This is a genomic window from Sphingobium sp. BHU LFT2 (assembly GCF_018604485.1).
Taxonomy (GTDB): Bacteria; Pseudomonadota; Alphaproteobacteria; order Sphingomonadales; family Sphingomonadaceae; genus Sphingobium; species Sphingobium yanoikuyae_A.
The window spans coordinates 58,114-81,480 of the sequence record NZ_JAFCGW010000011.1; the positions used below are offsets into that span (position 1 = coordinate 58,114).

The 23,367-nt window shown below is 64.8% G+C and carries 20 protein-coding genes, 1 other RNA gene and 1 other annotated feature; of the genes, 10 read left to right on the forward strand and 11 right to left on the reverse strand.

The features are described from left to right. Positions 1-23: 23 nt before the first annotated feature. Positions 24-1,568 (reverse strand): arylsulfatase, encoded by a 1,545-nt coding sequence (locus tag JQK15_RS18525; protein WP_038292613.1) that lies wholly within the window; start codon positions 1,566-1,568, stop codon positions 24-26. 199 nt (positions 1,569-1,767) lie between these two features. Here JQK15_RS18525 and JQK15_RS18530 point away from each other — a divergent pair, with 199 nt between their 5' ends. Further along, positions 1,768-2,277, forward strand: a complete 510-nt coding sequence (locus JQK15_RS18530) for a hypothetical protein (RefSeq protein ID WP_353047225.1) — start codon at positions 1,768-1,770, stop codon at positions 2,275-2,277. A gap of 73 nt (positions 2,278-2,350) precedes the next feature. Here the strand turns inward: JQK15_RS18530 and JQK15_RS18535 are convergent, their stop codons facing one another. From JQK15_RS18535 to ssrA, 4 genes are all read right to left on the reverse strand, one after another. Continuing rightward, on the reverse strand, positions 2,351-5,050 hold the full coding sequence (locus JQK15_RS18535) for a TonB-dependent receptor domain-containing protein (protein WP_017500618.1): 2,700 nt from the start codon (positions 5,048-5,050) through the stop codon (positions 2,351-2,353). A gap of 91 nt (positions 5,051-5,141) precedes the next feature. Next, positions 5,142-6,794, reverse strand: a complete 1,653-nt coding sequence (locus JQK15_RS18540; protein ID WP_214866776.1) for a beta-helix domain-containing protein — start codon at positions 6,792-6,794, stop codon at positions 5,142-5,144. 253 nt (positions 6,795-7,047) lie between these two features. Beyond that, entirely contained in the window at positions 7,048-7,428 is a 381-nt protein-coding gene (locus JQK15_RS18545; RefSeq protein ID WP_159366475.1) for a tetratricopeptide repeat protein, read from the reverse strand. A gap of 298 nt (positions 7,429-7,726) precedes the next feature. Next, positions 7,727-8,081, reverse strand: a transfer-messenger RNA (tmRNA) gene (gene ssrA, locus JQK15_RS18550). Between the two features lie 23 nt (positions 8,082-8,104). Between ssrA and JQK15_RS18555 the strand changes: the two genes are divergently transcribed. Continuing rightward, entirely contained in the window at positions 8,105-8,869 is a 765-nt protein-coding gene (locus JQK15_RS18555; protein ID WP_214866778.1) for an NRDE family protein, read from the forward strand. Positions 8,870-8,938: 69 nt separating this feature from the next. Here JQK15_RS18555 and JQK15_RS18560 read toward each other — a convergent pair whose 3' ends face one another. The 3 genes from JQK15_RS18560 to JQK15_RS18570 all read right to left on the reverse strand — a co-directional run bounded on the left by JQK15_RS18560 (position 8,939) and on the right by JQK15_RS18570 (position 11,482). Continuing rightward, positions 8,939-9,493, reverse strand: a complete 555-nt coding sequence (locus tag JQK15_RS18560) for a hypothetical protein (RefSeq protein ID WP_214866780.1) — start codon at positions 9,491-9,493, stop codon at positions 8,939-8,941. A 232-nt stretch (positions 9,494-9,725) separates the two neighbouring features. Then, complete coding sequence (locus tag JQK15_RS18565; RefSeq protein WP_214866782.1) at positions 9,726-10,067, reverse strand: gamma-glutamylcyclotransferase family protein; 342 nt, start codon at positions 10,065-10,067, stop codon at positions 9,726-9,728. Positions 10,068-10,084: 17 nt separating this feature from the next. Continuing rightward, complete coding sequence (locus tag JQK15_RS18570; protein WP_214866784.1) at positions 10,085-11,482, reverse strand: aldehyde dehydrogenase family protein; 1,398 nt, start codon at positions 11,480-11,482, stop codon at positions 10,085-10,087. Positions 11,483-11,586: 104 nt separating this feature from the next. Between JQK15_RS18570 and JQK15_RS18575 the strand changes: the two genes are divergently transcribed. After that, complete coding sequence (locus tag JQK15_RS18575) at positions 11,587-11,946, forward strand: hypothetical protein (RefSeq protein WP_214866786.1); 360 nt, start codon at positions 11,587-11,589, stop codon at positions 11,944-11,946. Positions 11,947-12,071: 125 nt separating this feature from the next. On the opposite strand, the gene JQK15_RS18580 is transcribed toward JQK15_RS18575, so the two are convergent. Then, a complete protein-coding gene (locus JQK15_RS18580; RefSeq protein WP_214866788.1) occupies positions 12,072-12,539 on the reverse strand; it encodes a cupin domain-containing protein in 468 nt (155 codons plus the stop codon). 25 nt (positions 12,540-12,564) lie between these two features. On the opposite strand from JQK15_RS18580, the gene rnr reads away from it, so the two are divergent. The 3 genes from rnr (at position 12,565) to JQK15_RS18595 (ending at position 16,096) form a co-directional block, all read left to right on the forward strand. Then, complete coding sequence (rnr, locus tag JQK15_RS18585; protein WP_214866790.1) at positions 12,565-14,880, forward strand: ribonuclease R; 2,316 nt, start codon at positions 12,565-12,567, stop codon at positions 14,878-14,880. A 161-nt stretch (positions 14,881-15,041) separates the two neighbouring features. Then, complete coding sequence (locus JQK15_RS18590) at positions 15,042-15,392, forward strand: Rap1a/Tai family immunity protein (RefSeq protein ID WP_214866792.1); 351 nt, start codon at positions 15,042-15,044, stop codon at positions 15,390-15,392. Positions 15,393-15,505: 113 nt separating this feature from the next. After that, positions 15,506-16,096: an anthranilate synthase component II gene (locus JQK15_RS18595; RefSeq protein WP_007708936.1), complete on the forward strand. Its 591-nt coding sequence runs from the start codon at positions 15,506-15,508 to the stop codon at positions 16,094-16,096. A gap of 136 nt (positions 16,097-16,232) precedes the next feature. Here the strand turns inward: JQK15_RS18595 and JQK15_RS18600 are convergent, their stop codons facing one another. Both JQK15_RS18600 and JQK15_RS18605 read right to left on the reverse strand, forming a co-directional pair. Continuing rightward, positions 16,233-17,723: a SulP family inorganic anion transporter gene (locus JQK15_RS18600; RefSeq protein ID WP_214866794.1), complete on the reverse strand. Its 1,491-nt coding sequence runs from the start codon at positions 17,721-17,723 to the stop codon at positions 16,233-16,235. 63 nt (positions 17,724-17,786) lie between these two features. Then, positions 17,787-17,842 (reverse strand) — a sequence feature (sul1 is cis-regulatory element that is thought to sense ions involved in sulfur or methionine metabolism; They are found in Alphaproteobacteria). Positions 17,843-17,998: 156 nt separating this feature from the next. After that, positions 17,999-19,753 (reverse strand): chloride channel protein, encoded by a 1,755-nt coding sequence (locus JQK15_RS18605; protein WP_214866796.1) that lies wholly within the window; start codon positions 19,751-19,753, stop codon positions 17,999-18,001. 132 nt (positions 19,754-19,885) lie between these two features. On the opposite strand from JQK15_RS18605, the gene trpD reads away from it, so the two are divergent. Genes trpD through JQK15_RS18625 form a run of 4 tightly spaced genes read left to right on the forward strand, consistent with a single transcriptional unit; the run spans position 19,886 to position 23,329 of the window. Next, positions 19,886-20,878: an anthranilate phosphoribosyltransferase gene (gene trpD, locus JQK15_RS18610; RefSeq protein ID WP_214866798.1), complete on the forward strand. Its 993-nt coding sequence runs from the start codon at positions 19,886-19,888 to the stop codon at positions 20,876-20,878. Next, the gene (trpC, locus tag JQK15_RS18615) at positions 20,875-21,666 is read left to right on the forward strand and encodes an indole-3-glycerol phosphate synthase TrpC (protein ID WP_214866800.1); all 792 of its coding nucleotides are present in this window, start codon (positions 20,875-20,877) and stop codon (positions 21,664-21,666) included. The genes trpD and trpC overlap by 4 nt, the downstream gene beginning before the upstream one ends. Further along, positions 21,663-22,148, forward strand: a complete 486-nt coding sequence (moaC, locus tag JQK15_RS18620; protein WP_037520395.1) for a cyclic pyranopterin monophosphate synthase MoaC — start codon at positions 21,663-21,665, stop codon at positions 22,146-22,148. Before trpC ends, moaC begins: the two co-directional genes overlap by 4 nt. Continuing rightward, entirely contained in the window at positions 22,145-23,329 is a 1,185-nt protein-coding gene (locus tag JQK15_RS18625) for a molybdopterin molybdotransferase MoeA (protein WP_037520397.1), read from the forward strand. The genes moaC and JQK15_RS18625 overlap by 4 nt, the downstream gene beginning before the upstream one ends. The last annotated feature ends 38 nt before the right edge of the window (positions 23,330-23,367 follow it).

The following is a 23,367-nucleotide window of genomic DNA, read 5'->3' on the forward strand; positions in this document are numbered from 1 at the left end:
TCCCGCGCCGCTTTTTTCATGGTTCAGCTCGCGCCGCCCGCCGCATCGCCCATCGCGTTGATCGCGTCGTCAATGGTGAAGGTGTTGGGCTTCTGGATCGGCGGGAATTCCTTGAAGGTGTCGGCAAATTGGGCCGCCCCCGCCTGCGCGCCATAGAGAAGGAAGGTGTTCTTCAACACCCAGTCATAATAGGTGTTGGATGTGATGTCGGCGAACTCATAAGGATCGATCCGCAGGTTGAAGAGCTTGGGAATGCGCAGCCGGGTGAACGGCTCGCCCCAGACCTTCATCGTGCCGGCGCAGCGCTGTTCCAGGAACACGCATTTCCAATTGTCGTAGCGCATGGCCAGGATGTCGCCATCGTCGCTGATGTAGAAGAAGGCGTTGCGCGGGCTCTTCTCTTCCTTGCCGGTGATGTGGCCGACTAGGCTGACGCCGTCGATATGGTTCTTATAGGTCCGGCCGATCGCCTTGTAGCCCTTCTTCACCTTCTCGACGATGTCGGGCTCGCCCGCCATTTCCAGGAAGGTCGGCAGCCAGTCATGATGCTGGACGATGCCGTTGGAAACTGATCCGGCCGGCACCTTGCCCGGCCAGCGCACCATCATCGGAATGCGGAAGGCGCCTTCCCAATTGGTGTTCTTTTCGCTGCGGAACGGCGTCGTGCCGCAATCGGGCCAGCTGTTGCGATGCGGGCCATTGTCGGTCGAATATTGGACCAGCGTGTCCTCGGCGATGCCCAGTTCGTCCAGCAGGTCGAGCAGCTGGCCGACATTCTTGTCATGATCGATCATGGTGTCGTGATAGTCGGACTGCCAGCGGCCGGCCTGGCCCTTGCTGCCCGGCTTGGGGTGCGTGAACATGTGCATATGGGTGGTGTTCACCCATACGAACCACGGCTTTCCATCGGCCTCCGCCTGCTTGATGAATTTCGACGCGCGCTCGACGAATTCATCGTCGCAGGTTTCCATGCGCTTGGCCGTCAGCGGGCCGGTATCCTCGATCTTCTGCTTGCCGACCTTGCCCCAGCGCGGCATTTCGGTGGCATCGTCGACATCGGTCGCGAAGGAATGGATCACCCCACGCGGGCCGAATCGTTCCTTGAAATGCGGCATGTCCGGTTCGTTGAGCGGATAATTTTCCATCTCCGGCTCTTCTTCGGCGTTCAGGTGATAGAGATTGCCGAAAAATTCGTCGAAGCCGTGATTGGTCGGCAGCATGTGGTTCAGGTCGCCCAGATGGTTCTTGCCGAACTGGCCGGTGGCATAGCCCTGTTCCTTCAGCAGTGCGGCGATGGTGATGATCTTGTCGCTCATACCCACCGGCGCGCCGGGAATGCCGACCTTGGACAGGCCGGTGCGCAGCACGCTCTGCCCGGTGATGAAGGAGGAACGGCCGGCGGTGCAGCTCTGCTCGCCATAGCTGTCGGTGAACTTCATCCCCTCCCTGGCGATCCGGTCGATATTGGGCGTGCGATAACCCATCACCCCGTCGGTGTAGCAACTGAGGTTCGATATCCCGATATCGTCGCCCCAGATGACGAGGATATTGGGTTTCTTGTCGGCCATGGTGCTTTCCCTTCGCATGAACAGGAATTGGGTCGCCTGTGTCTGCATGCTCGCCTGGCAACGGGGTATCGGGGAAAACCCTGTGAAGCGCCCGCGATGATGCACAGGCAGCAGGCCTGCCCGACCACGCGCACCGCCAGCCTCTTTCCTTTCGCAACCGTCATGGCATGACGGGAACAATGCACAGGGGGAGGATCGCGTGATTACAGCCTATGACAGGAGCATGGCGCCGTTCGACTGGGCGGCGATCCTTTATCTGATCTTCTTTGCCCTATTGTTCCTGGGCGCCCGCTGGTGGAAGCGATCCGGGCGACGGATGCCGCGCCATATGCCGGCCGCGATCCTGCTGGCCGGCCTGTGGTTCGGCGGCCTGCCGCTGTTCGACCAGTTGCGGGTCGGCGCCATGGACATGGACCAGATGAGCGTGACCAAGGGCCGGATAAGCAAATTATGGGACATCCGCACGCGCAGCCGGAATACCGACCCCCTCTCCTTCCAGAAGCATCAGGCCAATGTCACCCATGGCTTCGACATCGGCGAGGAGAGTTTTTCCTGGCACGAGGGCAGCCGCTGCCCGGTGGCGACCTTCTGCGGATTTGCCGGCGGCCCGCCCTATCTGCGCGAGGGGCAGAAAGTGGAGATAACCTGGTTCGCCGACCCGCTGCGCTTCGGCAAGCGCCGGATCGTGAAGCTGCTGATCGAGAAATGAGCCCGCACCGCCGATCCCCCAACGCAAAAGGGCGCCCGATCGGGCGCCCTTTCCGTTTCGGCTGTGCCTGACGTCAGAAGGTGGTCGACAGCGAGAAGTTGAAGGTCGTGCCATAATTATAGGCATTGTAGATGACCTTGTTGGTGCCGTTCGACTGGCTTTCCTCATAGTCGTTGCCCAGGATGTTGCGCACCTCGAACTTGGCGTCGAACTGGCGCCCTGCGACATAGACGCCCTGGCGCGCCACGAAGTCCAGGTTGATGCCGGGATGTTCATAGACGTCCGGCTGGTCCTGGTTGGCCAGGCCACGGCTGGTCACGCGCTTGCTGGCATAGGACAGGATCAGCGTCTGCTGCGACAGCTTGTCCTGGTCTTCCAGGCCGAACTGGAAGTTGACCAGATGGTCCGACTGGCCCGTCAGCGGCGAACCGTTGCGGAAATAGTCGGTCGCCAGCGTCGACGACGCGCCGAACACGGCGGTCGTATCGCCTTCCTTCACCTTCAGCTTCGACTTGGTGTAGGTATAGTTGGCGATCGTCACCAGACGGCGGGTCGAGAAAAACGCGCTGTCCGACATGGACGACAGGTCGAAATATTTCTGCAGCTCGACTTCGCCGCCATAGAGGTCGGCCTTGGGCGCGTTGGCGAAGCTGGTGACGAAATTGTCGCCGTTGAGCGTGATGAAGGTTTCGATCGGGTTGTCGATCTTCTTGAAGAAGCCCGACAGCGAGAAGCGCTGATCCCGCGCGAAATACCATTCATAGCGCGCTTCCGCGTTGAACAGCTTGCTGTCCTGCAGATAGGGGTTGCCCTGATAGCGACGGTTGGTGTCCGGATCGAAGTAGAACTGATAGATCAGTTCGCGGAACTGCGGCCGGGCAATGGTCTTCGACGCATTCAGGCGCACCTGCATATCGTCGCGCATCTGCCAGGTCAGCGTGCCGCTGGGCAGCCAATAGTCATTGTCGAGCTGGGTCGAGGCCGTGCTGGCGCCCGGCGTGCTGAACACCTGCAGCGGCGACACGGTCAGCTTGGCCGTTTCGTAGCGAACGCCTGCGTCGAGCGACAGATCGTCCAGTATCTGCCAGTTCAGCTTGCCATAGCCGGCATGGTTCTTGAGCGTCGCGCGGAAGGCGGGATTGCCTTCGTTGGTCTCGATCAGACTGATGTCATAATAGTTGACGATGCCCGGTGCCAGCAGCAGGTCAGGGCGCAGCACGCCCACGCCCTCGGGCATGTCGCTCGACGCGCGGAACTGGAAGTCGCGGCGCGAACTGGTGCGGTTGGTGTCGACATAGGCATAGCCGGCGGTCAGCGCCATGTCGGCCGACGGCTTCCAGGTCAGGTCCGCGCCGCCCGACCACAGATCCTCGTTCAGGTCGGAGAAGCTGACCGTCGCGGTCTGGCCGGTATTGCCGTTCAGACGGTTGACGAACAGATTGCCATAGGGGTCGGCCGCCGCATTGGTGCGGATATATTCGAACGACAATTCATAGGGGGCTTCGCGCTGCGAATTGGCGAAGCCGCCGCGCACGTCCAGGCTGAACGCCGGGCTCAGCTTGAACTCGCCCACCACCTGCGTGTCGATCAGTTGGCGCTCATACCAGGCGGTATCCTGCTCCATGATGTCCGACGTCGGCTGGGTCTGGGTGTTGCCCAGGCCCATGCGGGTGTGCTTGAGCGTGTCGCGGATATAGAGGTTGGTCCAGCGGATCTTGTTGTCGCCAAACTCCAGGCCCAGGCCCAGCAGGCCGTTGACGACGATGCGATTGTCGGTGGTGACGCGCTGGAAATCCGAATTGAGCGCCGACAGGTCGGGCGTGATCGAATTTTGCTGACGCTGGTCGCGCGTGGTCCACTTGTTGCTGTAGCCCGCGGTGGCGATCAGCCCCAGGGTCGAACCGCCCAGGTCGAACGAGGTGCCGCCCGAAATGGTCGCCGAATAATTGGGGTCGATATCCTTGATGCGCTGGACGGTGCCCTTGCTGAAGCGCACCATTTCCGCCGCGATCGCGGTGGTATCGACATTGCCCGAGCTGATCCGTTCGCCGCTGGCGAAGAAGGCGGCGAGCGCCGGCGGAATGTCGCGGCTGCCATTGTCGAAGCCGGTCCAGTCGCTCTTGCTGCCATAATAGCTATAGCCCATCTGATAGGTGGTTTCGGTGTTGGCACCGATACCGCCGCTGATCGTCAGGAAGCTTTCCGCCGGCACCGCATTGGTCGTCAGGTTGATGACGCCGCCGCCGAACTCGCCGGGATAATTGGCCGAATAGCTCTTCTGCACCATCGAGGAAGAGACGATGTTGGTCGGGAACAGGTCCAGCGGCACGACGCGCTTGAGCGGCTCGGGGCTGGGCAGCGGCGAACCGTTCAGCAGCGCGAGCGAATAGCGATCGCCCAGGCCGCGAACATAGACATAGCCGTTGCCGACCACCGACAGGCCGGTGACGCGGCCCAGCGCGCCGGCAATATTGCCGTCGCCCGTCCGGGCGATATCGGCCGAAGACAGGACCGAAACCACCGCCGGAATATTCTTCTGGACGTTGGCACTGCGGCGGCCGGTGACAATGATGTCAGAACCGGGGACCGAAATGTCGGGCGCCGCTTCCGGATCCTCGGCGGTCGAACGACCGGCAGCGGCAGCAGGATCGGCCGCCTGCGGGTCGGACGTGGTGGCATCGGCGGGCGCAGGCACTTCCTGGGCCAGCGCGGCCGGCGCGACCAGCGCAGTGGAAAGCAGCAGCAGGCCCGCGAACTTGAGCGGCGTCGCCATCGAATATCCCCTAGATAAGGTCATTGCACGTTTCGGGGCGGGATGCGGCCGATCATGGCCGCGTCCCGCCCCGCATCAGGTCCGTCCCGTCTTAGAGCGGGATCGAGGTGCAGGCGCGGCGCGCGGTGCTGGTGCTGTCAAACGGCGCGTAGGCCGAGTTGCAGGTCCAGCCGGCGAACCAGGTGTCGTTGGCGTCCTTGACCGCGCCGACATAGGTCGTCGTGTCGAAGAAGCTGTCCAGCGTCTTGGCGTCGATCGCGGTGGCGGCGGTTTCGGCCGCACCGTTGATGAACACCGCGCTCAGCGAGGCCGTGTAGGCATCATTGTTGTTGTTGCCGCTGAAGATGGCGGCGACATCGGCGGCGGTGTAGGCGGTCGAACCGCTGCCCGAACCGATATACTTGGTCGCGTTGCACTGCATCAGCACCGAACGGGCGGTCAGCGTGGCGCGGGTCGAAGCGGTGCCGGTGCCATGCAGGCGGACACACTCGTTGTTCGGCGACACGACGATGCCGTTCACCAGCGACAGGTCGCTGTTGCCGCGGTTCAGGATCGAGGCCTGGTCATTGGCTTCGTTGTTGCTGCTGACCTGCGACTGGATCGCGGTGAAGTTGGCAACGATGGTGTTCTGGCGCGGGGTATCGCTTTCCAGACCATTGCTGTCGATTTCCATCAGCGCGTCGCCCTGGCCCGGACGCTGCACGATCAGCACATATTGGAAGCGACCCTGGATGCCGGTGTCGGCGTCGAGGCTGTCATCATCCGCGCCGGTGGCGATATAATGCTTCATGCGCACGGTGCCGCCGAAGAATTCCGCGCCGTCGTCCGAGCTGTTGAAGCTCTGGATATAGTCCAGCGTGGTGCCGCTGCCGATGCTTTCGCCGGTCAGCGCCTGCAGTTCGGTGTTGGCGCCCAGAACATAGCCCGAATAGCGGATCTGGACATATTTCATGGTGCCCGCATTATAGGCGTCGTCACGACCGCCAAAGGTCGCCGGATCGGCCGAACCTTCGGTCTGACGCTCGCAGGTGTCGGCGCCGACCGAACCGCTGTTGCAGTCGGTGGTGCGCGCACGGCCCATCAGCACGACGCCGCCCCACTGGCCCATCGACGCTTCGGTCGAGTTGCCGTTGATATTGTCGCGGCTGGTGAAGATGATCGGCGAGGTCGCGGTGCCAACGGCGTTGATCTTGTTGCCGCGGTTGACGGCCAGCCAGCTGGTGCCGGTGCCGCCATAGACGATGACGCCCGGCTCGATGGTCAGGGTGACGTTGGTGTCGGCGGTCAGCTGGCCACCGGTCAGCGTGAAGCCGTTGGCCGCGGTGCAGCCCACGGTCGAGCTGGTGACGGGCGCCGAGGTGGTGGGCGCAGCGAAGCCGCTGTCGCAGCCGACGTCGACGCGGCCCTTCATCTGGTAGACCAGGCCGGCGATCTTGGGCAGGGTGATGCTCTTGGCAATGATCGAAGGCAGCGTGCAGACGCGCCAGGCATCACCGTTCGAGCTGGAGATGGTGCCCTCGTCGGTCAGGCCCTTGGGATCGGCGATCGTCGGGCAGCCCGCAGCCGGGGTAACGGCGGCCGGGGTCGGCGTGGGGGTCGGCGTCGGCGTGGGGGTCGGCGTCGGGTTGATGATCACGTCGCCGCCGGTGCCGGGCGAAGCGATATCGTCCGCGCCGCAGGCAGCCAGCGCCGCGCAGGCGCAGCCCGCCATCAGGATATTATGGATACGGTTGATCTTGGCCATGTCGTCTCCGCTCCGGCTTCTGCCGGGTTTGTTGCGATGCGGAGCGCAAGGGGGAAAATCGAATCGGACAACGCCCCCTGTCGCCCTCGGAAGCGGCAGGTAGGCGCGGTAAATGACAGCCTCATTTTCCTTTTATGACATATCAGGGTCGGTAAAATTACAGTTCAAAGACAGTGGCCCAGCTGCCACAGCCAACAGAAAGGGGCGCCGTCCACCGGACGACGCCCCCGCGCGAGCCACTGAAACAGGGCGTTCAGCGCATCGCATAGCTCGTATTCAGGCGGGCCGAAGCGCGCTGCGCGATCGAGCGCGAGGATTCCTCGCTGCCATCGGCCAGCACCAGCGTCATGTCGGGCACGCGCGCAACCGCAGCATAGGCTTCGCGCGCATCGCTGGTGCGCCCCATCCCCGCATAGGCATTGCCCAGGTTGATCAGGCGCGCCGGATCGTTGATGGTGTCGGGCCAGACCGCCTGCAACTTGCGGGCGGCCTTGTCGAAATCCTGGGCGAGCAGCGCCGACGCGGCCAGACCCGCATCCGGCACGACGCTGACGATCACGTCATCCGCCGCCGACGCCATGGCCGGCACCGCCGAAGCCAGAAGAAAGCCCGCAACTGCCGCCGCCTTGAACATCGATTTTCTCCGAAAAAAACTTTCCAACATAGCCGGAATTATTTCATCTTGATGACACCGACACAAGATCGAGCATGGGCGCTGATTCCATTTTATATCGACGCAATTTCATAGACTTATGTGTTTTTCACATCAGTGTCATAAAAGTGAAATCGAATGCGGTACGCAAATTTCATCCGATTCGAATCGCATCATGGACACGCAAAAGGCCATGCGCCGCAAGCGGCGTGGCCTGAAAAAACATCGTCTGATGGATTGGGTCCGGAGGCTTCTGTTGCCCGGCGCCTCCGGGGGCCGCTGAATTCCCTTCTGTTGCCCGGTGGGTTCAACCGCGCTATTTTAGAGTAATGTCAGGCCGTGAGGCCCTCAATTACGCTGCAATGGCGAGTGCTTCGTTATCGTTGGCACTTGTGAGTTTTGCACAGTTTAACGGCTTACACGGGCCGGGTAAAAGCATCGCCTTTGAACACACGTCGATCCTAGTTCGGCCCCATCAGACACCCCGCCAGACCAAAGGTCATCCGGGACATGTGGTGGAACCGCCGGGTACTGCCCCCGGGTCCGCTGCGTCTATTATACGACACGATTTATCACCATAGCCGGGCGAGCCCGGCACCCCCTATATGGCGGCGGCCGCGCCATTTATCAAGCCGGTGTTGGGTGATGGAGGTAGCAAATGTGTATCGTGGCACTGGCCTGGCGGGCGCACCCGCGCTGGCAGCTTGTCCTGATCGGCAATCGCGACGAATATCATGCCCGCCCCGCCGCCGCGATGGCGCGCTGGGACGATCGGCCGGGCCTGATCGCCGGGCGCGACCTGCAATCGGGCGGCACCTGGCTCGGCGCGGACGAGGATGGCCGCGTCGCCGTCATCACCAATTTGCGCGGTTTCGGCGATCCCCTGCCCGACCGCACCTCACGCGGCGCGCTTGTCACCGACCTGCTGACCGGCAGCGGCACCTATGCCGATCCTAACACTGCGGCACTCGACGATTTCAACCCGTTCAACCTGCTGCTCGCCGACCGCGACCGGCTCCTCTTCCTCACCAATCGCCCCGAACCCCAGCGCAGCCTGCTCGCACCCGGCCTCTACGGCCTTTCCAACGGTCCGCTCGACCAGCCCTGGCCCAAGACGCTCGCGCTCAAGGAAGCGATGCTGCAATGGCTGGTCGCCGGCGCGACCGATCCCGAAAACCTGTTCAATGCCCTGCGCCGCGAGACCCTGCCCGCCACCGGCATCGCCCCGGCCACGCCGTCCGACGCCCCGCTGGAGCCGCCCCTCTCCCCCATCTTCATCCGCAACCCCCTCTATGGCACCCGCTGCAGCAGCATCCTCGCCATCGCGCCGGACGGCACCGGCCTGGCGCTGGAACGCCGCTTTGACGCGCGGGGCGAGGTCACTGGCAACAGCAGCATCCCCTTTCATTGGCCGGCTGCCTAATGACGGCGATACTTGCGACCGCCCCAAACAACCAAAGGTGGTCACTCCATCAGATCGTTTACATTCCTGTTAGCGATGCCGGACCAGACGAATGATCTCAGGAGACTGCGCATCCATAAACATGTAGGCGCGGCCTAGCAGCGCTTGCTTCCCGAAATCGTCGAACTTGTTCTGTCCAAGCGGCGTTATCAAAACCTCGTCGGGCGTTAAGCCGTCAAGATGGCGCTTATCGATCTCATCCCAATGTGCTTTCGCGACCGTGCTGAGCACCACATTCACGGCTGGATGATTATAGCGCACGAGTATGTTGCCATCGTCCATCGGAGCGGGGTGCATGTCAGGATGGAAGCTCAAAATATCAGCCAAGACTTTGAGAGAAGTTGCTTTGGCATCAACATCGGACAGACCGTCATCGAGTATCACGCAGGTTCCGTTGCAAAAGACCGCAAAGTCCTTTTTGCCATTTGAATAATAGGAGATGCGATCAATCACGGCGTCAGTCGGCTGCGAAAAAGATGGCTTCCAAGTCGGGACAGGTGGAAATGCTTTTTTTGGCGTCGGCGTCGCGCGAGCGTTGCCCAAACCTAGTGCCGCCAGCGACCCGGCAATGAAAGATCGTCTCATCACTTAACTCGCCCCACTTCCCCATATCGTCCAACACAATTCCATCCGGCTGCTCGCATATCCGCCAACAGATTGCCACTCACCCACCGCAGCTACCGGCTCATGATCGTAGCTGAAAGTCCGCAATTAGGCGATTATTACCGAACGATTTTCTCGGCGCAGCTTCAGTCATCGCCAATCACCTCCTCCAAACCGGACGGTCTGAAATCCACCCAATTCAGCCCCCGCCCGGCTAAGCCCCCTTATCCCCATAGACAAAGGCCCGCCGTCCCGACCGCAGCAGCACTTCGCGCCGGACATAGTCGACCTCATAGGCGTCGGCGCTGGCGACATCTGCTTCCGTCAGGTGGAACAGCGTCCCCTCCACCACATCCTCGGGATCATCGCTCGGCTCGACCATCGGGTGCCAGCGCGTGCCGCTCTTGGCGATGACGTCGGGGTCGCTGATCTCGATCATGCGCTGGCGATAGCCCGGCATCGCATCCGGCTCGCCCTGCACCAGCCGGCCGAACAGCGCCCTCTGCACCTCTGCCAGCCGCAGCGTGCCATAGGAAAAGAGCAATATCTCGGTCATCGCCACACCTCCTCCGTTCAGCCCAGGGCCGCGTTGACGATGCGGATCTGGGTGAATTCCTCCACCCCGGCCAGCCCCTGGTGCCGGCCAATGCCCGATTGCTTGGCGCCGCCGATCGGTACGTCGAAGGGCAGGTCGAACAGCCGGTTGACCCAGACCAGCCCGCTGTCGATCCGCGCGGCCATCGCCTGTCCGCGCGCCGCATCGGCGGTCCATACCGACGCGCCCAGCCCATAGGGGCCTTCATTCACCCGGCGGACCAGTTCCTCCTCGTCATCATAGGCGAGCAGCGGGATGATCGGCCCGAACTGCTCCTCGCGCACCAGCCGCGCCTCGTCGGGCAGGTCGGCGACGATCGTCGGCGCAATATAATAACCGTCCCCCTCCATGGGGGCACCGCCATGCAGCACCCGCCCCTGCGCCCGCGCCTCCGCCAGCAGATCGAGCAGCCGGGCATATTGCGCCGCATTCTGCACCGGGCCGATCGTCGTGCCGGCCGCCCGCCCGTCGCCGACCACCGCCCGCTCCGCGCAGGCAATCAGCGCCGCGCCCAGCGCCGGCATCAGCGCGCGCGGCGCATAGATGCGCTTGACGCCCAGGCAGACCTGCCCGGCATTGCCCATCGCCCCGTCGAACAGGATCGGCGCCACCGCCGCGACATCGGCATCGTCCAGCAGGATCGCCGGATCATTGCCGCCCAGTTCCAGCGTGAAGCGCTTCACCGTGTCGGCCGCCGCCGCCATCACCCGCCGCCCGGTCGCGGTCGATCCGGTGAAGCTGACATGGGCGATTCCCCGATGCGCCGTCAGCATCGGTCCGACATTGCCGGCATCGCCCAGCATCTGCACCACCCCGGCGGGGAAGATGTCGGCCGCAAGTGCACCCAACATCAATGTCGTCAGCGGCGTCGTCGGCGCGGGCTTGGCGATCACGCAATTGCCCGCGATCAGCGCCGGCGCGAGTTTGAGCGCCAGCAGCAGTATCGGATAATTCCACGGCACGATCGCCGCCACCACGCCCAGCGGATGGCGCTGCTCGACCACGCGCTCGGTCGCGCTATCCTTGAGCACCACTGGCTCCAGCCGCAGCCCGGCATGATAGCGCAGCGCCGCCACCGCCCCCTCTATCTCGCCCCGCGCCTCGGCCAGCGGCTTGCCCTGTTCCTGCGTCAGCCGCGCGGCAAAATCCGCGGCCCGGCCCTCCAGCGCATCGGCCAGCGCCGCAATCCGCGCGCCACGCTCAGCAAAGTCCAGCGCGCGCCAGCCGGCAAAGGCCCGCTGCCCGGCCGCGACCGCCCGCTCCACCTGCGCCGCATCGGCACAGGGCGCGGCGGCAAAGACCTGCCCGTCCGCCGGATTGACAAGGTCGATCGCGCGCGCGCCATCGACCAGCTCACCATCGATAAGAAGCTGCATCCCGCCCCTCTACCGCAGCCATGCCATGCTGCAAGCCTGTCCTACAGTGATGCGATCCGCTAGACCCACTTCATAAGCGGCGACGTTCCGCATCGGGGGAGTATATGCACGCAAATCGCATTGGCGGCCTCGCCATCATGGCCATCCTTGCCTCGCTCACCGGGTGCCGGCAGCCAGTTCAGGACACTGCAACCCTGCAAGCGATTGAACGGGAAGCCAAAGCCTTGGCTGCGCGAACGCCCGCCAGCCAGCAATTCGTGCCCAAAAGCCGTTGGCCACATCACATTGCGCAGCTCGATCCCATGAGCGTCACGATTTCCCCCGATGGCGTCGATATTCTGACAAAGCCCTATTTTGACGGCGGCTGGGGCTATTTCATCACGCTCGATAGCCGGAAAGGTCCGCCGTCAGGCCCACACTTCTCCAAGATCGGCCATGACATCTACTGGTATCAGCCCGATTGATGGCCCGCATAGTCATCGTTGCACGGCGCACAAAGGCAAGCGGGCCGGCGCGCAACAAGATTTCCTACAATTGTTCCAAAATATCAGAATGTGCAGGAAATATGCGAAGTTAAGCGGGGAATTTCCTATTTTTCCGTCGGTGCCTCGACCCGGTCGCCATGGCTTTTGGGCGTCGAATTGACCAGGAAATCGACCGGCGCGCCGCTCCTGTTCTGCGCCCGGTGCGGCACGCCCGGCGGCACTTCCAGCCCCTGGCCCGCTTTGAGCACATGGGTCACCCCGCCCGCCTCCAGCGTCAGTTCGCCCGACAGGACATAGAAGAATTGCCGCGCTCGCTGATGATAATGGCGTATCTCCGCCCCGCCCGGCACGATCCGTTCCTGGATCACCGACATCTCGTCGCGCTTCACCAGATGCCAGCCATCATTGCTGCCGCCCCAGACATAATGTTCGGCATTGCTCCGGTCGATCGGCACGATCGGGGCCTCGGGCGAGGCATCAGGCGCGGCAGCGAGCAGCAGGGGCAAAAGCAATATCGTCATGCCCGCCCCAACGATCCGCCCGTCCCATCCCGCCATGCCACTGGCGCCCATGCCCCCTGCCCCCTATAGCGGAGCCATGGCATCGACCCAGAAGCAGAAGAAGGCGGCCCCGGCCCGCGCGAAAGTCCGTCCCGCCGGGTTCCCGACCCGGCAGCAGGTGATGGACTTCATCACCGAGTCAGACACCCCGGCGGGCAAGCGCGAAATCGCCAAGGCGTTCGGCCTCAAAGGGCAGGAAAAGATCGCCTTGAAGGCGCTGCTCAAGGACATGGCGGACGAAGGCCTGCTCGACATCGGCCCGGCCCGCGCCTTCCACAAGATGGGCGGCGTGCCCAAAGTGACGGTGCTGCGCATCGTCGATGTCGACGACACCACCCTGATCGCCACCCCCGAACGCTGGGAGGCCGAGGGCCAGCCCGCCCCCCGCATCCGCGTGGTCGAACGGGGCAAGCGTGGCGCCCTGACGATCGGCGACCGCATCCTCGCCCGCACCGAGGAAGCGGGCAAGGGCTGGCTCGCCCATCCGATGAAGAAGCTGGCCAAATCGACCGAGATGCTGCTCGGCGTGGTCGAGGAAATGGCCGACGGCAAGCTGTGGCTGCGCCCGGTCGACAAGCGCATCCGCAAGGATACGCCGATCAGCGACATCGGCACCGCGAAGAAGGGCGACCTAGTCCTGGCCGAGCCGACCGGCCGCCCGCCGCGGATCAGCGCGCGCGTCACCGATATTCTTGGCGATCCCTTCGCCCCGCGCAGCTTCAGCCTGATCGCCATTCACAAGCATGGCATCCCCCATGTCTTCCCCGAAGCGGTGGAGGAGGAAGCGGTCACCGCGTCCAAGCTGCCGCTGCATGAGGATAAGCGCGAGGATCTGCGCCACCTGCCGATCGTCGCGATCGACCCCGTCGACGCGCGCGACCATGACGATGCCGTCTGGGCCGCGCCGGACGAAGATCCCGCCAATGAAGGCGGCTTCAAGGCGATCGTCGCGATCGCCGATGTCAGCTATTATGTCCGCCCCGGCAGCGCGCTCGACCGCGAGGCGCGCAAGCGCGGCAACAGCGTCTATTTCCCCGATCTGGTCGTGCCGATGCTGCCGCACCAGCTCTCGTCCGACATGTGCTCGCTGCGCGCCGGGCAGGACCGCGCCGCCATGGCCTGCCATCTGGTGATCGACGCGCAGGGCAAGGTGAAGAGCTTCCGCTTCTCCCGCGCCATCATCCGCGTCGCCGCCGTCCTCGCCTATGAAAATGCGCAGGCCGCGATCGATGGCGAACAGGATAATGAATTGCTCGAACCGGCCCTCAAGCCGCTCTGGGCCTGCTGGGCGCTGCTGCGCAAGGCCCGCGAAAAGCGCGATCCGCTTGCGCTCGACCTGCCCGAACGGCGCGTCGTCCTCGACGAATGGGGCAAGATCGTCAGCGTCGCCGTGCGCGAACGGCTCGACGCCCATATGCTGATCGAGGATTATATGATCGCCGCCAACGTCGCCGCCGCCAAGGCGCTGGAGGCGAAGAAGGCGCCAGTCATGTACCGCGTCCATGAAACGCCGGGCCGCGACAAGCTGGTCGCGCTCAAGGAATATCTCGCCACCTTCGACATCGACTTCGCGCTGGGCCAGGTGATCCGCCCGTCCACCTTCAACCAGCTGATCAAGAAGGTCGGCGAGTCGGAGGAGAAGGAGCAGATCATGACCCAGATCCTGCGCTCCCAGACCCAGGCCTATTATGCGCCGCAGAATATGGGCCATTTCGGCCTGGCGCTGGGCAGCTACGCCCATTTCACCTCGCCCATCCGCCGCTATGCCGACCTGCTGGTCCATCGCGCGCTGGTCGGCGCCTATGATCTCGAACTGCCCGCGCCCAAGGACAGGGCGATCCCCGATCGCTCCTCCCTCAGCCAGGAGGATTATGAGAATATGGGCCGGGTCGGCGAGATGATCTCGGGCCATGAACGCCGCGCGATGGAGGCGGAGCGCGAGACGATCGACCGCTATGTCGCCGCCTTCCTGTCGGCCCATGTCGGCGATGTGGTGAAGGCACGGATCACCGGCGTCCAGAATTTCGGCTTCTTCGCCACGGTCGAGGGGCTGGGCGGCGACGGCCTCGTCCCCGTCTCGACGCTGGGCGCCGAACATTTCTTCTTCGACGAAGCGGGCAAGGCGCTGCAGGGCGTCGAAAGCGGCGACCGCTATACGGTGGGCCAGCGGCTGGAACTGCGCCTCGCCGAAGCCGACCCGATCAACGGCGCGCTGCGCTTCGAACTGCCTGACAACCCTTCCCCGCGCGGCAGTCCGCTGAAACGCGACCGCACCCGCCCGAAAATCCACCGCGGCCGCCCCACCAACATCCGCCACATCGGCAGCAGCCGGGGCAAACACAAGAAACGCTAAGGGATGGGCGGCGGAGTGCTGCCGCCTACCCTTTTTACTTCGTCATGCCAGCGAAGGCTGGCATCTCATTGCCGTTGGGCTGCCCCACAGATAGCATTTTCTGTTGCCCAAAGAGTCAGGTCAAAGCGACCAACTGGCTTCACGCAAATAATGGAGGATCGATGTTCGCTGCCGCATTGCTATTATTGCAAACTGCATCCGGATCTACGAACCCGCTGGCAACCGGAAGCAATCTGCTTGCCGCCTGCGCCAGTGAAGAGCTCCATTTGCGCGGTCTATGTACTGCCTATATCTTGGGCATTGGCGATGGTGCCGATCTTCAACGCGCAATGGCTGATGTATATGGGAACAAACCATATTGTGTTTACCAGATGCCAGCAGCCACTACCGGCTCTCAGATGCGAGCTGCGGTGATAGACTATATTCAGCAACATCCGGAAAAGGGCTCCGAATCTGGATCAAAGCTTGTAATTGCGGCTTTTGAAAAATCCTTTCCGTGCCCGGCAGAATGAGGCTGAGCCCCATCAAGCCATAGAGGCTTAAATCGCACGGCGTTAGCGCCATTCTGCCACTTGCCCCCACACCCCTTCCCCCCATCGTCATCCGCGCCTATAGGCTGTGTCCCATGATCCTCGTCATCGACAATTATGACAGCTTCACCTGGAACCTGGTCCATTATCTGATGGAACTGGGCGCCAAGGTAGAGGTCGTGCGCAACGACGCCATCTCGGCGGGCCAGGCCCTGTCGAGCGGGGCCAAGGCCTTCCTGCTGTCGCCCGGTCCCTGCACCCCCAATGAGGCGGGTGTCAGCCTGGACCTGGTCGCGGCCTGCGCCGATGCCGGCGCGCCGCTGCTGGGCGTGTGCCTGGGCCATCAGGCGATCGGCCAGCATTTTGGCGGCAAGGTGGTGCGCGGCGGGCTGATGCACGGCAAGACCTCGCCGGTGCGCCATGACGGCACCGGCCTGTTCGCCGGCCTCCCCTCGCCCTTCACCGCGACCCGCTATCACTCGCTGATCGTGGAGGATATTCCTGCCGATCTGGTGGTCAACGCGACCAGCGAGGACGGTTCGGTCATGGGCTTCCGCCACGCGACCCTGCCGATCCATTCGGTCCAGTTCCACCCGGAAAGCATTGCGACCGAACATGGCCATGACATGCTGGCCAATTTCATGAAGATCGCCGGCATCCCGGTCCGCGAGCGCGAGGCGGCGTAAGGACGCTTTTGCCCAATTTCACTGCCGTCATCCCGGACTTGATCCGGGATCCATTTAGCGCTCGCTCGTCAGCGTAGCGCCGAATGGATCCTGACGTTCGTCAGGATGACGAAAAGGGAAAAAGGCCGCAGCCGTGTCAGTGCGGCACCGCCCCCGTCTCCACCCCGGTCTTGTCGTGCAGGGCGAAGCGGTCGACGATGTCGGCGCTCGCCCGGTTATAGCCGACCACCTCGACCATGCGCCCTTCGCGCCGCAGCCGGGCGATGATCTTGTCGAGCGCGCCGACACCCGAAATATCCCAGAAATGCGCGCCTGACACGTCGATCAGCACATGGGTCGCGCTTTCCTCACCCGTGAAGGCGCGGGTGAAGCGGTCGACCGAGGCGAAGAAGATCTGGCCAGTGACGCGATAGGTCGCCCGGCCATCGACCTCGCTGCGCTCCACCGCGAACATGCGCTGCACCTTGGCGGCGAAGAAGATGCCCGACAAAAGCACGCCGGTCAGCACGCCCAGCGACAGGTCGCGCGTTGCCACGACGACCACCACCGTCGCCAGCATCACCGCCGAAGATGTCGGCGGATGGCGCCGCAGATTGGCGATCGAGGCCCAGCTGAAGGTGCCGATCGACACCATCACCATCACCGCGACCAGCGCCGGCATCGGGATGCGCCCGACCCACGGCCCCAGCACCGCCAGCAGGAACAGCAGGAAGGCGCCAGCGACGAAGGTCGACAGCCGCCCGCGCCCGCCCGAGGTGACGTTGATCACCGACTGGCCGATCATCGCGCAGCCGCCCATGCCGCCAAACAGGGACGCGACGATATTCGCCCCGCCCTGCCCCATGCATTCGCGCTGCTTGTCGCTATCGGTGTCGGTCATGTCGTCGACGATCTGCGCGGTCAGCAGCGATTCGAGCAGGCCGACCGCCGCCATCGTCACCGAATAGGGCAGGATGATGCGCAGCGTGTCCCAGGTCAACGGCACCTGCGGCAGGGCAAGGCTCGGCAGTCCTTCGGGCAGGCGCCCCATGTCGCCGACCGTATGGACCGGCAGGCCCAGGCCGATCGACAGCGCGCTCAGCAGCAAAATCGCGACCAGCGGCGCCGGCACCGCCTTGGTGATCCGGGGGAAGAGATAGATGATGGCGAGGCCACCCAGCACCATCGCATAGGTCTGCCAACCGACGTTGGTGAGCTGCGGTAGTTGCGCCATGAAGATCAGGATCGCCAGCGCATTGACGAAGCCGGTGATGACCGATCGCGACACGAACTGCATCAGCAGGTCGAGCCGCAGCAACCCGGCGATGATCTGCACCACGCCCATCAGGATCGTCGCGGCAAACAGATATTCGACGCCATGCTCGCGCACCAGCGGCCCGACCAGCACAGCGACGGCAGCGGTCGCGGCGGAGATCATCCCCGGCCGCCCGCCGATCAGCGCGATGGTGATGGCGATCGCGACCGAGGCATAGAGGCCGACGCGCGGATCGACCCCGGCGATGATGGAAAAGCCGATCGCTTCAGGGATCAGGGCGAGCGCGACGACGATGCCGGCCATGATGTCATGGCGCGCCGTCCGGGCGTCGCTGAACCATCGGCGGCGATAGCGGCTGAAAAATTGGGTCATGTCGAAAATCCACATCAGGTCACATGGCGCCAACACGGGCGCTTGTTCGATAAACATGTGCGATGTTGTCCGGCGGATCGGCGGCCGGAATAGCCACCCGGAATTTCACCGGGTCCATGCGAATGCCGGTCTTCTACAGCCCTGCCCCGCCAATGCAACCCCGGCCCGCGCCCCCGCCCGGACGCCCCGCGGCGATATACTGTGGGAGGCCGGGTGGGGGCGCGGGCCGGTGCGGCACCGAAAATGCGCCCTTCCGCGCATTTTCCAAGAAAGCCCTATCCCTCGCCGAACAACGCCCGCTGCGAACTCTCAATTTCCTCGAAATAGCGCCGCCGCGCATGTTTCTCGGTCAGCACGCCCAGCACCAGCCCGCTTTCGTCCACCACCGCCAGCTCGTCCGCCGCCGCCTTGTCGAACAGGGGCAGGATCGCACGGATATCGGCATCGGCCCGCAGCGAGATATCGGCCATCGTTGCCAGCGGCGCGATCGGCGCATCTTCCGCCAGTTCGGGGCGATATATCGCAGCCGTCGGCACGATGCCGCGATAGCCGCCCGCGCCGTCGATCATGATCGCCTTGCTCGCCGACCCCAGCGGCACCAGCGCACGAAACTGGCCGACATTCATCGTATCGGGCACCGATACCCAGTCGCGCCGCATCATCCGCCCGGCGGTCAGGTTCATCACCCAGCCAATGTCCCGCGGGCTGCGAATGGTCGATCCGCGCAGATGCAGCCGCCAGGTGGAGAAGGAGTAACCGAACATTTCCCGCGTCACCGCGCTCGACAGCAGCGACGCGGTCAGCACCACGCCCATCAGCTGGAAATCATGGGTCGTCTCCAGCATCAGCAGCCCCAGTGTCATCGGCCCGCCGACGATCGCGACGCTCAGTGCCGCCATCCCCACCAGCGCCGCATCATTGGGGTCGAGCGACCAGCCGATCCCGACAAGGTCGACCAGCTGCGCAAAGATCTGCCCCGCCAGCGATCCCAGGAACAAGGCCGCAAAGAACAGCCCGCCGCGAAAGCCGAAGCTCAGCGAAATCACCGACGCCGCGATCTTGAGGCACAGGATCATCAGCAGCACGGTCCAGTCGGGCAGCAGGATGAGGTTGAGGTGCAGCGCGCCATGCCCGGCCGACAAGGTCTGCGGCGTCAGCCAGGCGAGCGGCATCAGCAGCACGCCGCCGATCACCGGCCGCCACCGCCCCGGCCAGGTCCAGCCCTGCACCCGCAGCTCGGCAAAGGTCACCATCCGCATGATGAGGATGCCCAGCCCCGCGCACAGCAGGCCCAGCAGCGCATAGAGAAGATAATCCACCGTCCCCAATATCCGGTCCGCCGTGGTCGCGATCAGCCAGGGTTCGACGCCCAGCTCGCGGGTCACGAACGCCGCGCTCAAGGCCGCCGCCACCACCGGAGCGATCGCGGCGGGCGTATAATGGCCGATCACGATCTCGAAGGCGTAGAAGGCACCGGCCAGCGGCGCGCCGAAGGCCGCGCCCACGCCCGCCCCCGCCCCGGCACCGACCAAAGTGCGCAGATCATTGCGCCGCAGTTTCAGCCATTGCCCCAGCAGCGACGCGACGCCGCCGCCCATCTGCGCATAGGCCGCCTCCAGCCCAACCGAGGCGCCTGCCCCGTTTGACAAGACCGTCTGCCCGGCGATCACCAGATTGTCGGCCATCGGGATGCGCCCGCCATGCAGGGCATTGGCCTCCACCACGTCGATCAGCGGCCGTTGCCGCCGGCGCAGCAGCCGCGCCAGCAACACCAGCGCCAGCCCGCCCAACGGCAGGCCCAGCAGCCGCCAGGGATGGCGGATCTCGCCCAACGCGCTCAGCCGGTTGATGCTGACGCCATAGAGGAGTTCCTGAATGCCGTGCGCCATCAGCTGCAACAGGTTGGTGATCAGCCCCGCCGCCACGCCCGCCAGCACGGCGAGCAGGATGAAGGCCGCCTCGCTCTCGCGCAGCCGGCGGCGCTGGCGGATGGCAAGGCTCCAGAACAGGGTCGACCAGGAACGGCGCATGGCTTTCCCGACAACGCCCCTTTGGCCTGCACGTCAAGCCAATTGCCGGACCACGCAACAAAATTCCAATTGGCGGGCAAATAGCATGTCGCCCTCGACTTTCGCGCGCGGCCGGGACTAAAGGCTTGGCCCATGACCCTGTTGCCCGATCCCAACGCGCCCCTGGCCGCCGACGAAGCCGCCCGCGCCTTCGACCTGCTGTTCGACGCCGACCTGTCGGATGAGGCGATCGCCGGCTTCCTCGTCACCATGGCGCGGCGCGGCGAGACCGCGACGGAAATCGCCGCCGCCGCCCGTGCGATGCGCGCCCGGATGATCCCGGTCGACGCCCCCGAAGGCACGATCGACGTCTGCGGCACCGGCGGCGACGGCCATCATACGCTCAACGTCTCCACCGCCGTCAGCCTGGTGGTCGCAGCCGCCGGCGTGCCGGTCGCCAAGCATGGCAATCGCGCTGCCTCGTCCAAGGCGGGTGCCGCCGACACGCTCGAAGCATTGGGTCTCGATCTCGATCGCGCCGCGGCCACGGCGGAAGCCACGCTCAAGGATCTGGGCATCTGCTTCCTGTTCGCACAAAATTATCATCCTGCGCTCAAGCGTCTCGGCCCGATCCGCCGGTCGATCGGCGAACGCACCATCTTCAACCTGATGGGGCCGCTCGCCAATCCCGCCAATGTCCGCCGCCAGCTCGTCGGCATCGCCCGCCCCGCCTATGTCCCCATCTATGCCGATGCGCTGGGCCAGCTGGGGGCCACCCATGCGATGATCGTGTCAGGCGACGAGGGGCTCGATGAACTCTCGCTCGCCGGCGGCAACGACATTGCCGAGGTGACGGCCGACGGCGTGGTCGCGATGCGCCGCCTGACCGCCGCGGACCTCGGCCTCTCGACCCATCCCGTCACCGCCATTCGCGGCGGCGACCCGGCGCATAATGCGGCGGCGCTGCGTGCACTGCTCCAGGGCGAGGCCGGCGCCTATCGCGACGCGGTGCTGCTCAACGCCGCCGCCGCTTTGGTGGTGGCTGACGCTGCCCATGATTTCCAGGAGGGCGTCGAACAGGCCGCCGAAGCGATCGACAACGGCCTTGCCAACGCGCTCCTCAATTGCTGGATTGCCTATCAATGACCAACAAGCTCATCGAAATCTGCGATTTCAAGCGCGAGGATGTCGCCCGCCGCAAGGCCGCGACGACGATCGCGTCGCTCCACGCCCGCGCCAGCGAGCAGACCCCGCCGCGCGGCTTCCGCAAGGCGCTGGACGATGCCGCCCGCTCGGGCTTCGGCCTCATCGCTGAGGTGAAGAAGGCCAGCCCGTCCAAGGGGCTGATCCGGGCCGACTTCGATCCGCCGGCCCATGCGGTGGCCTATGCCGCCGGTGGAGCCGCCTGCCTTTCGGTGCTGACCGATGAACCCTATTTCCAGGGCCATGATGATTATCTGATGGCCGCCCGATCGGTCTGCGCGCTGCCGGTGCTGCGCAAGGATTTCATCGTCGATCCCTGGCAGATCCTCGAAAGCCGGGCGCTCGGCGCCGACGCGATCCTGATCATCGTCGCCGCGCTGGACGACGGCCAGATGCAGGAGATTGAGGACGCCGCGCTCGGCCTTGGCATGGATGCCCTGATCGAAGTGCATGACGAGGCCGAACTGGAGCGCGCGCTCAAGCTCCGTTCGCGCCTGATCGGCGTCAACAACCGCGACCTGCGCGATTTCAGCGTCGATTTCGCCCGCACCTATGAACTGGTCGGCAAGGCGCCGGAGGGCTGCACCTTCGTTGCCGAAAGCGGCCTTGGCTCCCATGCCGACCTCACCGCCATGGCCGATCATGGCGTGCGCTGCTTCCTGGTCGGCGAAACCCTGATGCGCCAGGCCGACGTCGAGGCCGCGACCCGCAACCTGCTGACCGGAGCATGACCGGCCTCACCCATCTTGATGAAGACGGCGCCGCCCGCATGGTCGATGTCTCGGCCAAGGCCGTGACCGCGCGCGAGGCGGTGGCCGCCGGCCGCATCACCATGGCGGCCGACGCCGCACAGGCGATCGCCGCCGGCCTCGTCAAGAAGGGGGATGTGCTGGCCGTCGCCCGCGTCGCCGGCATCATGGCCGCCAAGCGCACCGCCGAACTGATCCCGCTCTGCCATCCGATCCCGCTGAGCGCCGTCACCATCGACTTTACCCTCCACGACGATGGCGTCACCGTCACCGCAACCGCGCGCACCGCCGGCCAGACCGGGGTGGAGATGGAGGCGCTGACCGCCGCGACCGCCGCGCTCCTGACCGTCTATGACATGGCCAAGGCGCTCGATAAGGGCATGATAATCGGCGATGTTCGCCTGCTCGCCAAGCGCGGCGGCAAATCGGGCGACTGGACCGCGCCGGAGAGCAGCGACCGATGAACCTGATGCCGGTCGCGGACGCGCAGGCGCGGCTACTTGCCCTCGCCGATCCGTTGCCGGCCGAACATGTGCCCGTCGCCACCTGTGCCGGTCGCTGGCTCGCCACCGACATCAGCGCGCGCCGCGACCAGCCCTGGGCCGATCTTTCCGCGATGGACGGCTATGCCGTGCGCGCATCCGAAGGCGCCGGACCGTGGCAGCTGGTCGCCACCAGCAGCGCGGGCGACGCCGATATCCCGGCCCTGCAACCGGGCCAGGCTTGCCGCATCTTCACCGGCGCGCCCTTGCCGGCCGGCGCCGATGCGATCCTGATCCAGGAAAATGCCACGCGCGCCGGCGACAAACTGACCGCGCATGACGGCATATTGACGCCCGGCAGGCATGTCCGCCCGCTCGGTTCCGATTTCCGCGCCGGCACGCTGCTGGTCAGCGCAGGCAGCCGCCTCACGCCGGGCCAGATCGCGCTTGCCGTCCTTGGCGGCCATGGCAGCCTGCCCGTCGGCGCCCGGCCCCGCATCGCCCTGCTCTCGACCGGCAATGAACTTGTTCCCCCCGGCGCGCCGACGCCGCCGGGCTATCTCCCCTCGTCCAACGCGCCGATGCTCGCTGCCCTGCTCGCCGCCCTGCCCTGCGACGTGATCGACCTTGGCATCGTGCCCGACGATCTCGCTGCCATGACGCAGGCGCTGGAACAGGCGGCACAGGCCGATATCATCGTCTCGACCGGCGGCGCCTCGGTCGGCGACCATGACTATGTCCGCCCCGCCTTCGCGGCCGCCGGCGGCACGCTCGATTTCTACAAGATCGCGATGCGGCCGGGCAAACCGCTGATGGCCGGGCGCCTGGGGAACGCCACCTTCCTCGGCCTGCCGGGCAATCCGGTCTCCGCCTTCGTCACCGGCACCCTCTTCCTCTGCCCGCTGGTCCGCCATCTCGCCGGATCGCGCGCCCCGCTGCCGCCGGTCGTGCAGGCCCGCCTTGCCGCCCCACTCGGCGCGACGGCGGAACGCGACGATTATCTGCGGGCGTTTCGCGGCGCCGACGGGATCGTCTCGGCCACGTCGCAGGACAGCGCCGCCACCGCCGCCATGGCGCTGGCCGACTGTCTGATCCGTCGCCCGGCCGGCTCAGCCCCCGCCATTGCCGGCGACATGGTCGACATCATCCCGCTAACTGCCTGACCGGCAAAAGCCGCGCATGGCTTAAGGCGCTTGACTTG

Bases quoted from the DNA above. Each gene is read 5' to 3' on its own strand.
- JQK15_RS18525 (WP_038292613.1), bottom strand. From the start codon at position 1,568: ATGGCCGACAAGAAACCCAATATCCTCGTCATCTGGGGCGACGATATC.
- JQK15_RS18535 (WP_017500618.1), bottom strand. From the start codon at position 5,050: ATGGCGACGCCGCTCAAGTTCGCGGGCCTGCTGCTGCTTTCCACTGCG.
- JQK15_RS18540 (WP_214866776.1), bottom strand. From the start codon at position 6,794: ATGGCCAAGATCAACCGTATCCATAATATCCTGATGGCGGGCTGCGCC.
- JQK15_RS18545 (WP_159366475.1), bottom strand. From the start codon at position 7,428: ATGTTCAAGGCGGCGGCAGTTGCGGGCTTTCTTCTGGCTTCGGCGGTG.
- JQK15_RS18555 (WP_214866778.1), top strand. From the start codon at position 8,105: ATGTGTATCGTGGCACTGGCCTGGCGGGCGCACCCGCGCTGGCAGCTT.
- JQK15_RS18560 (WP_214866780.1), bottom strand. From the start codon at position 9,493: ATGAGACGATCTTTCATTGCCGGGTCGCTGGCGGCACTAGGTTTGGGC.
- JQK15_RS18565 (WP_214866782.1), bottom strand. From the start codon at position 10,067: ATGACCGAGATATTGCTCTTTTCCTATGGCACGCTGCGGCTGGCAGAG.
- JQK15_RS18570 (WP_214866784.1), bottom strand. From the start codon at position 11,482: ATGCAGCTTCTTATCGATGGTGAGCTGGTCGATGGCGCGCGCGCGATC.
- JQK15_RS18575 (WP_214866786.1), top strand. From the start codon at position 11,587: ATGCACGCAAATCGCATTGGCGGCCTCGCCATCATGGCCATCCTTGCC.
- JQK15_RS18580 (WP_214866788.1), bottom strand. From the start codon at position 12,539: ATGGGCGCCAGTGGCATGGCGGGATGGGACGGGCGGATCGTTGGGGCG.
- rnr (WP_214866790.1), top strand. From the start codon at position 12,565: ATGGCATCGACCCAGAAGCAGAAGAAGGCGGCCCCGGCCCGCGCGAAA.
- JQK15_RS18590 (WP_214866792.1), top strand. From the start codon at position 15,042: ATGTTCGCTGCCGCATTGCTATTATTGCAAACTGCATCCGGATCTACG.
- JQK15_RS18595 (WP_007708936.1), top strand. From the start codon at position 15,506: ATGATCCTCGTCATCGACAATTATGACAGCTTCACCTGGAACCTGGTC.
- JQK15_RS18600 (WP_214866794.1), bottom strand. From the start codon at position 17,723: ATGACCCAATTTTTCAGCCGCTATCGCCGCCGATGGTTCAGCGACGCC.
- JQK15_RS18605 (WP_214866796.1), bottom strand. From the start codon at position 19,753: ATGCGCCGTTCCTGGTCGACCCTGTTCTGGAGCCTTGCCATCCGCCAG.
- trpD (WP_214866798.1), top strand. From the start codon at position 19,886: ATGACCCTGTTGCCCGATCCCAACGCGCCCCTGGCCGCCGACGAAGCC.
- trpC (WP_214866800.1), top strand. From the start codon at position 20,875: ATGACCAACAAGCTCATCGAAATCTGCGATTTCAAGCGCGAGGATGTC.
- moaC (WP_037520395.1), top strand. From the start codon at position 21,663: ATGACCGGCCTCACCCATCTTGATGAAGACGGCGCCGCCCGCATGGTC.
- JQK15_RS18625 (WP_037520397.1), top strand. From the start codon at position 22,145: ATGAACCTGATGCCGGTCGCGGACGCGCAGGCGCGGCTACTTGCCCTC.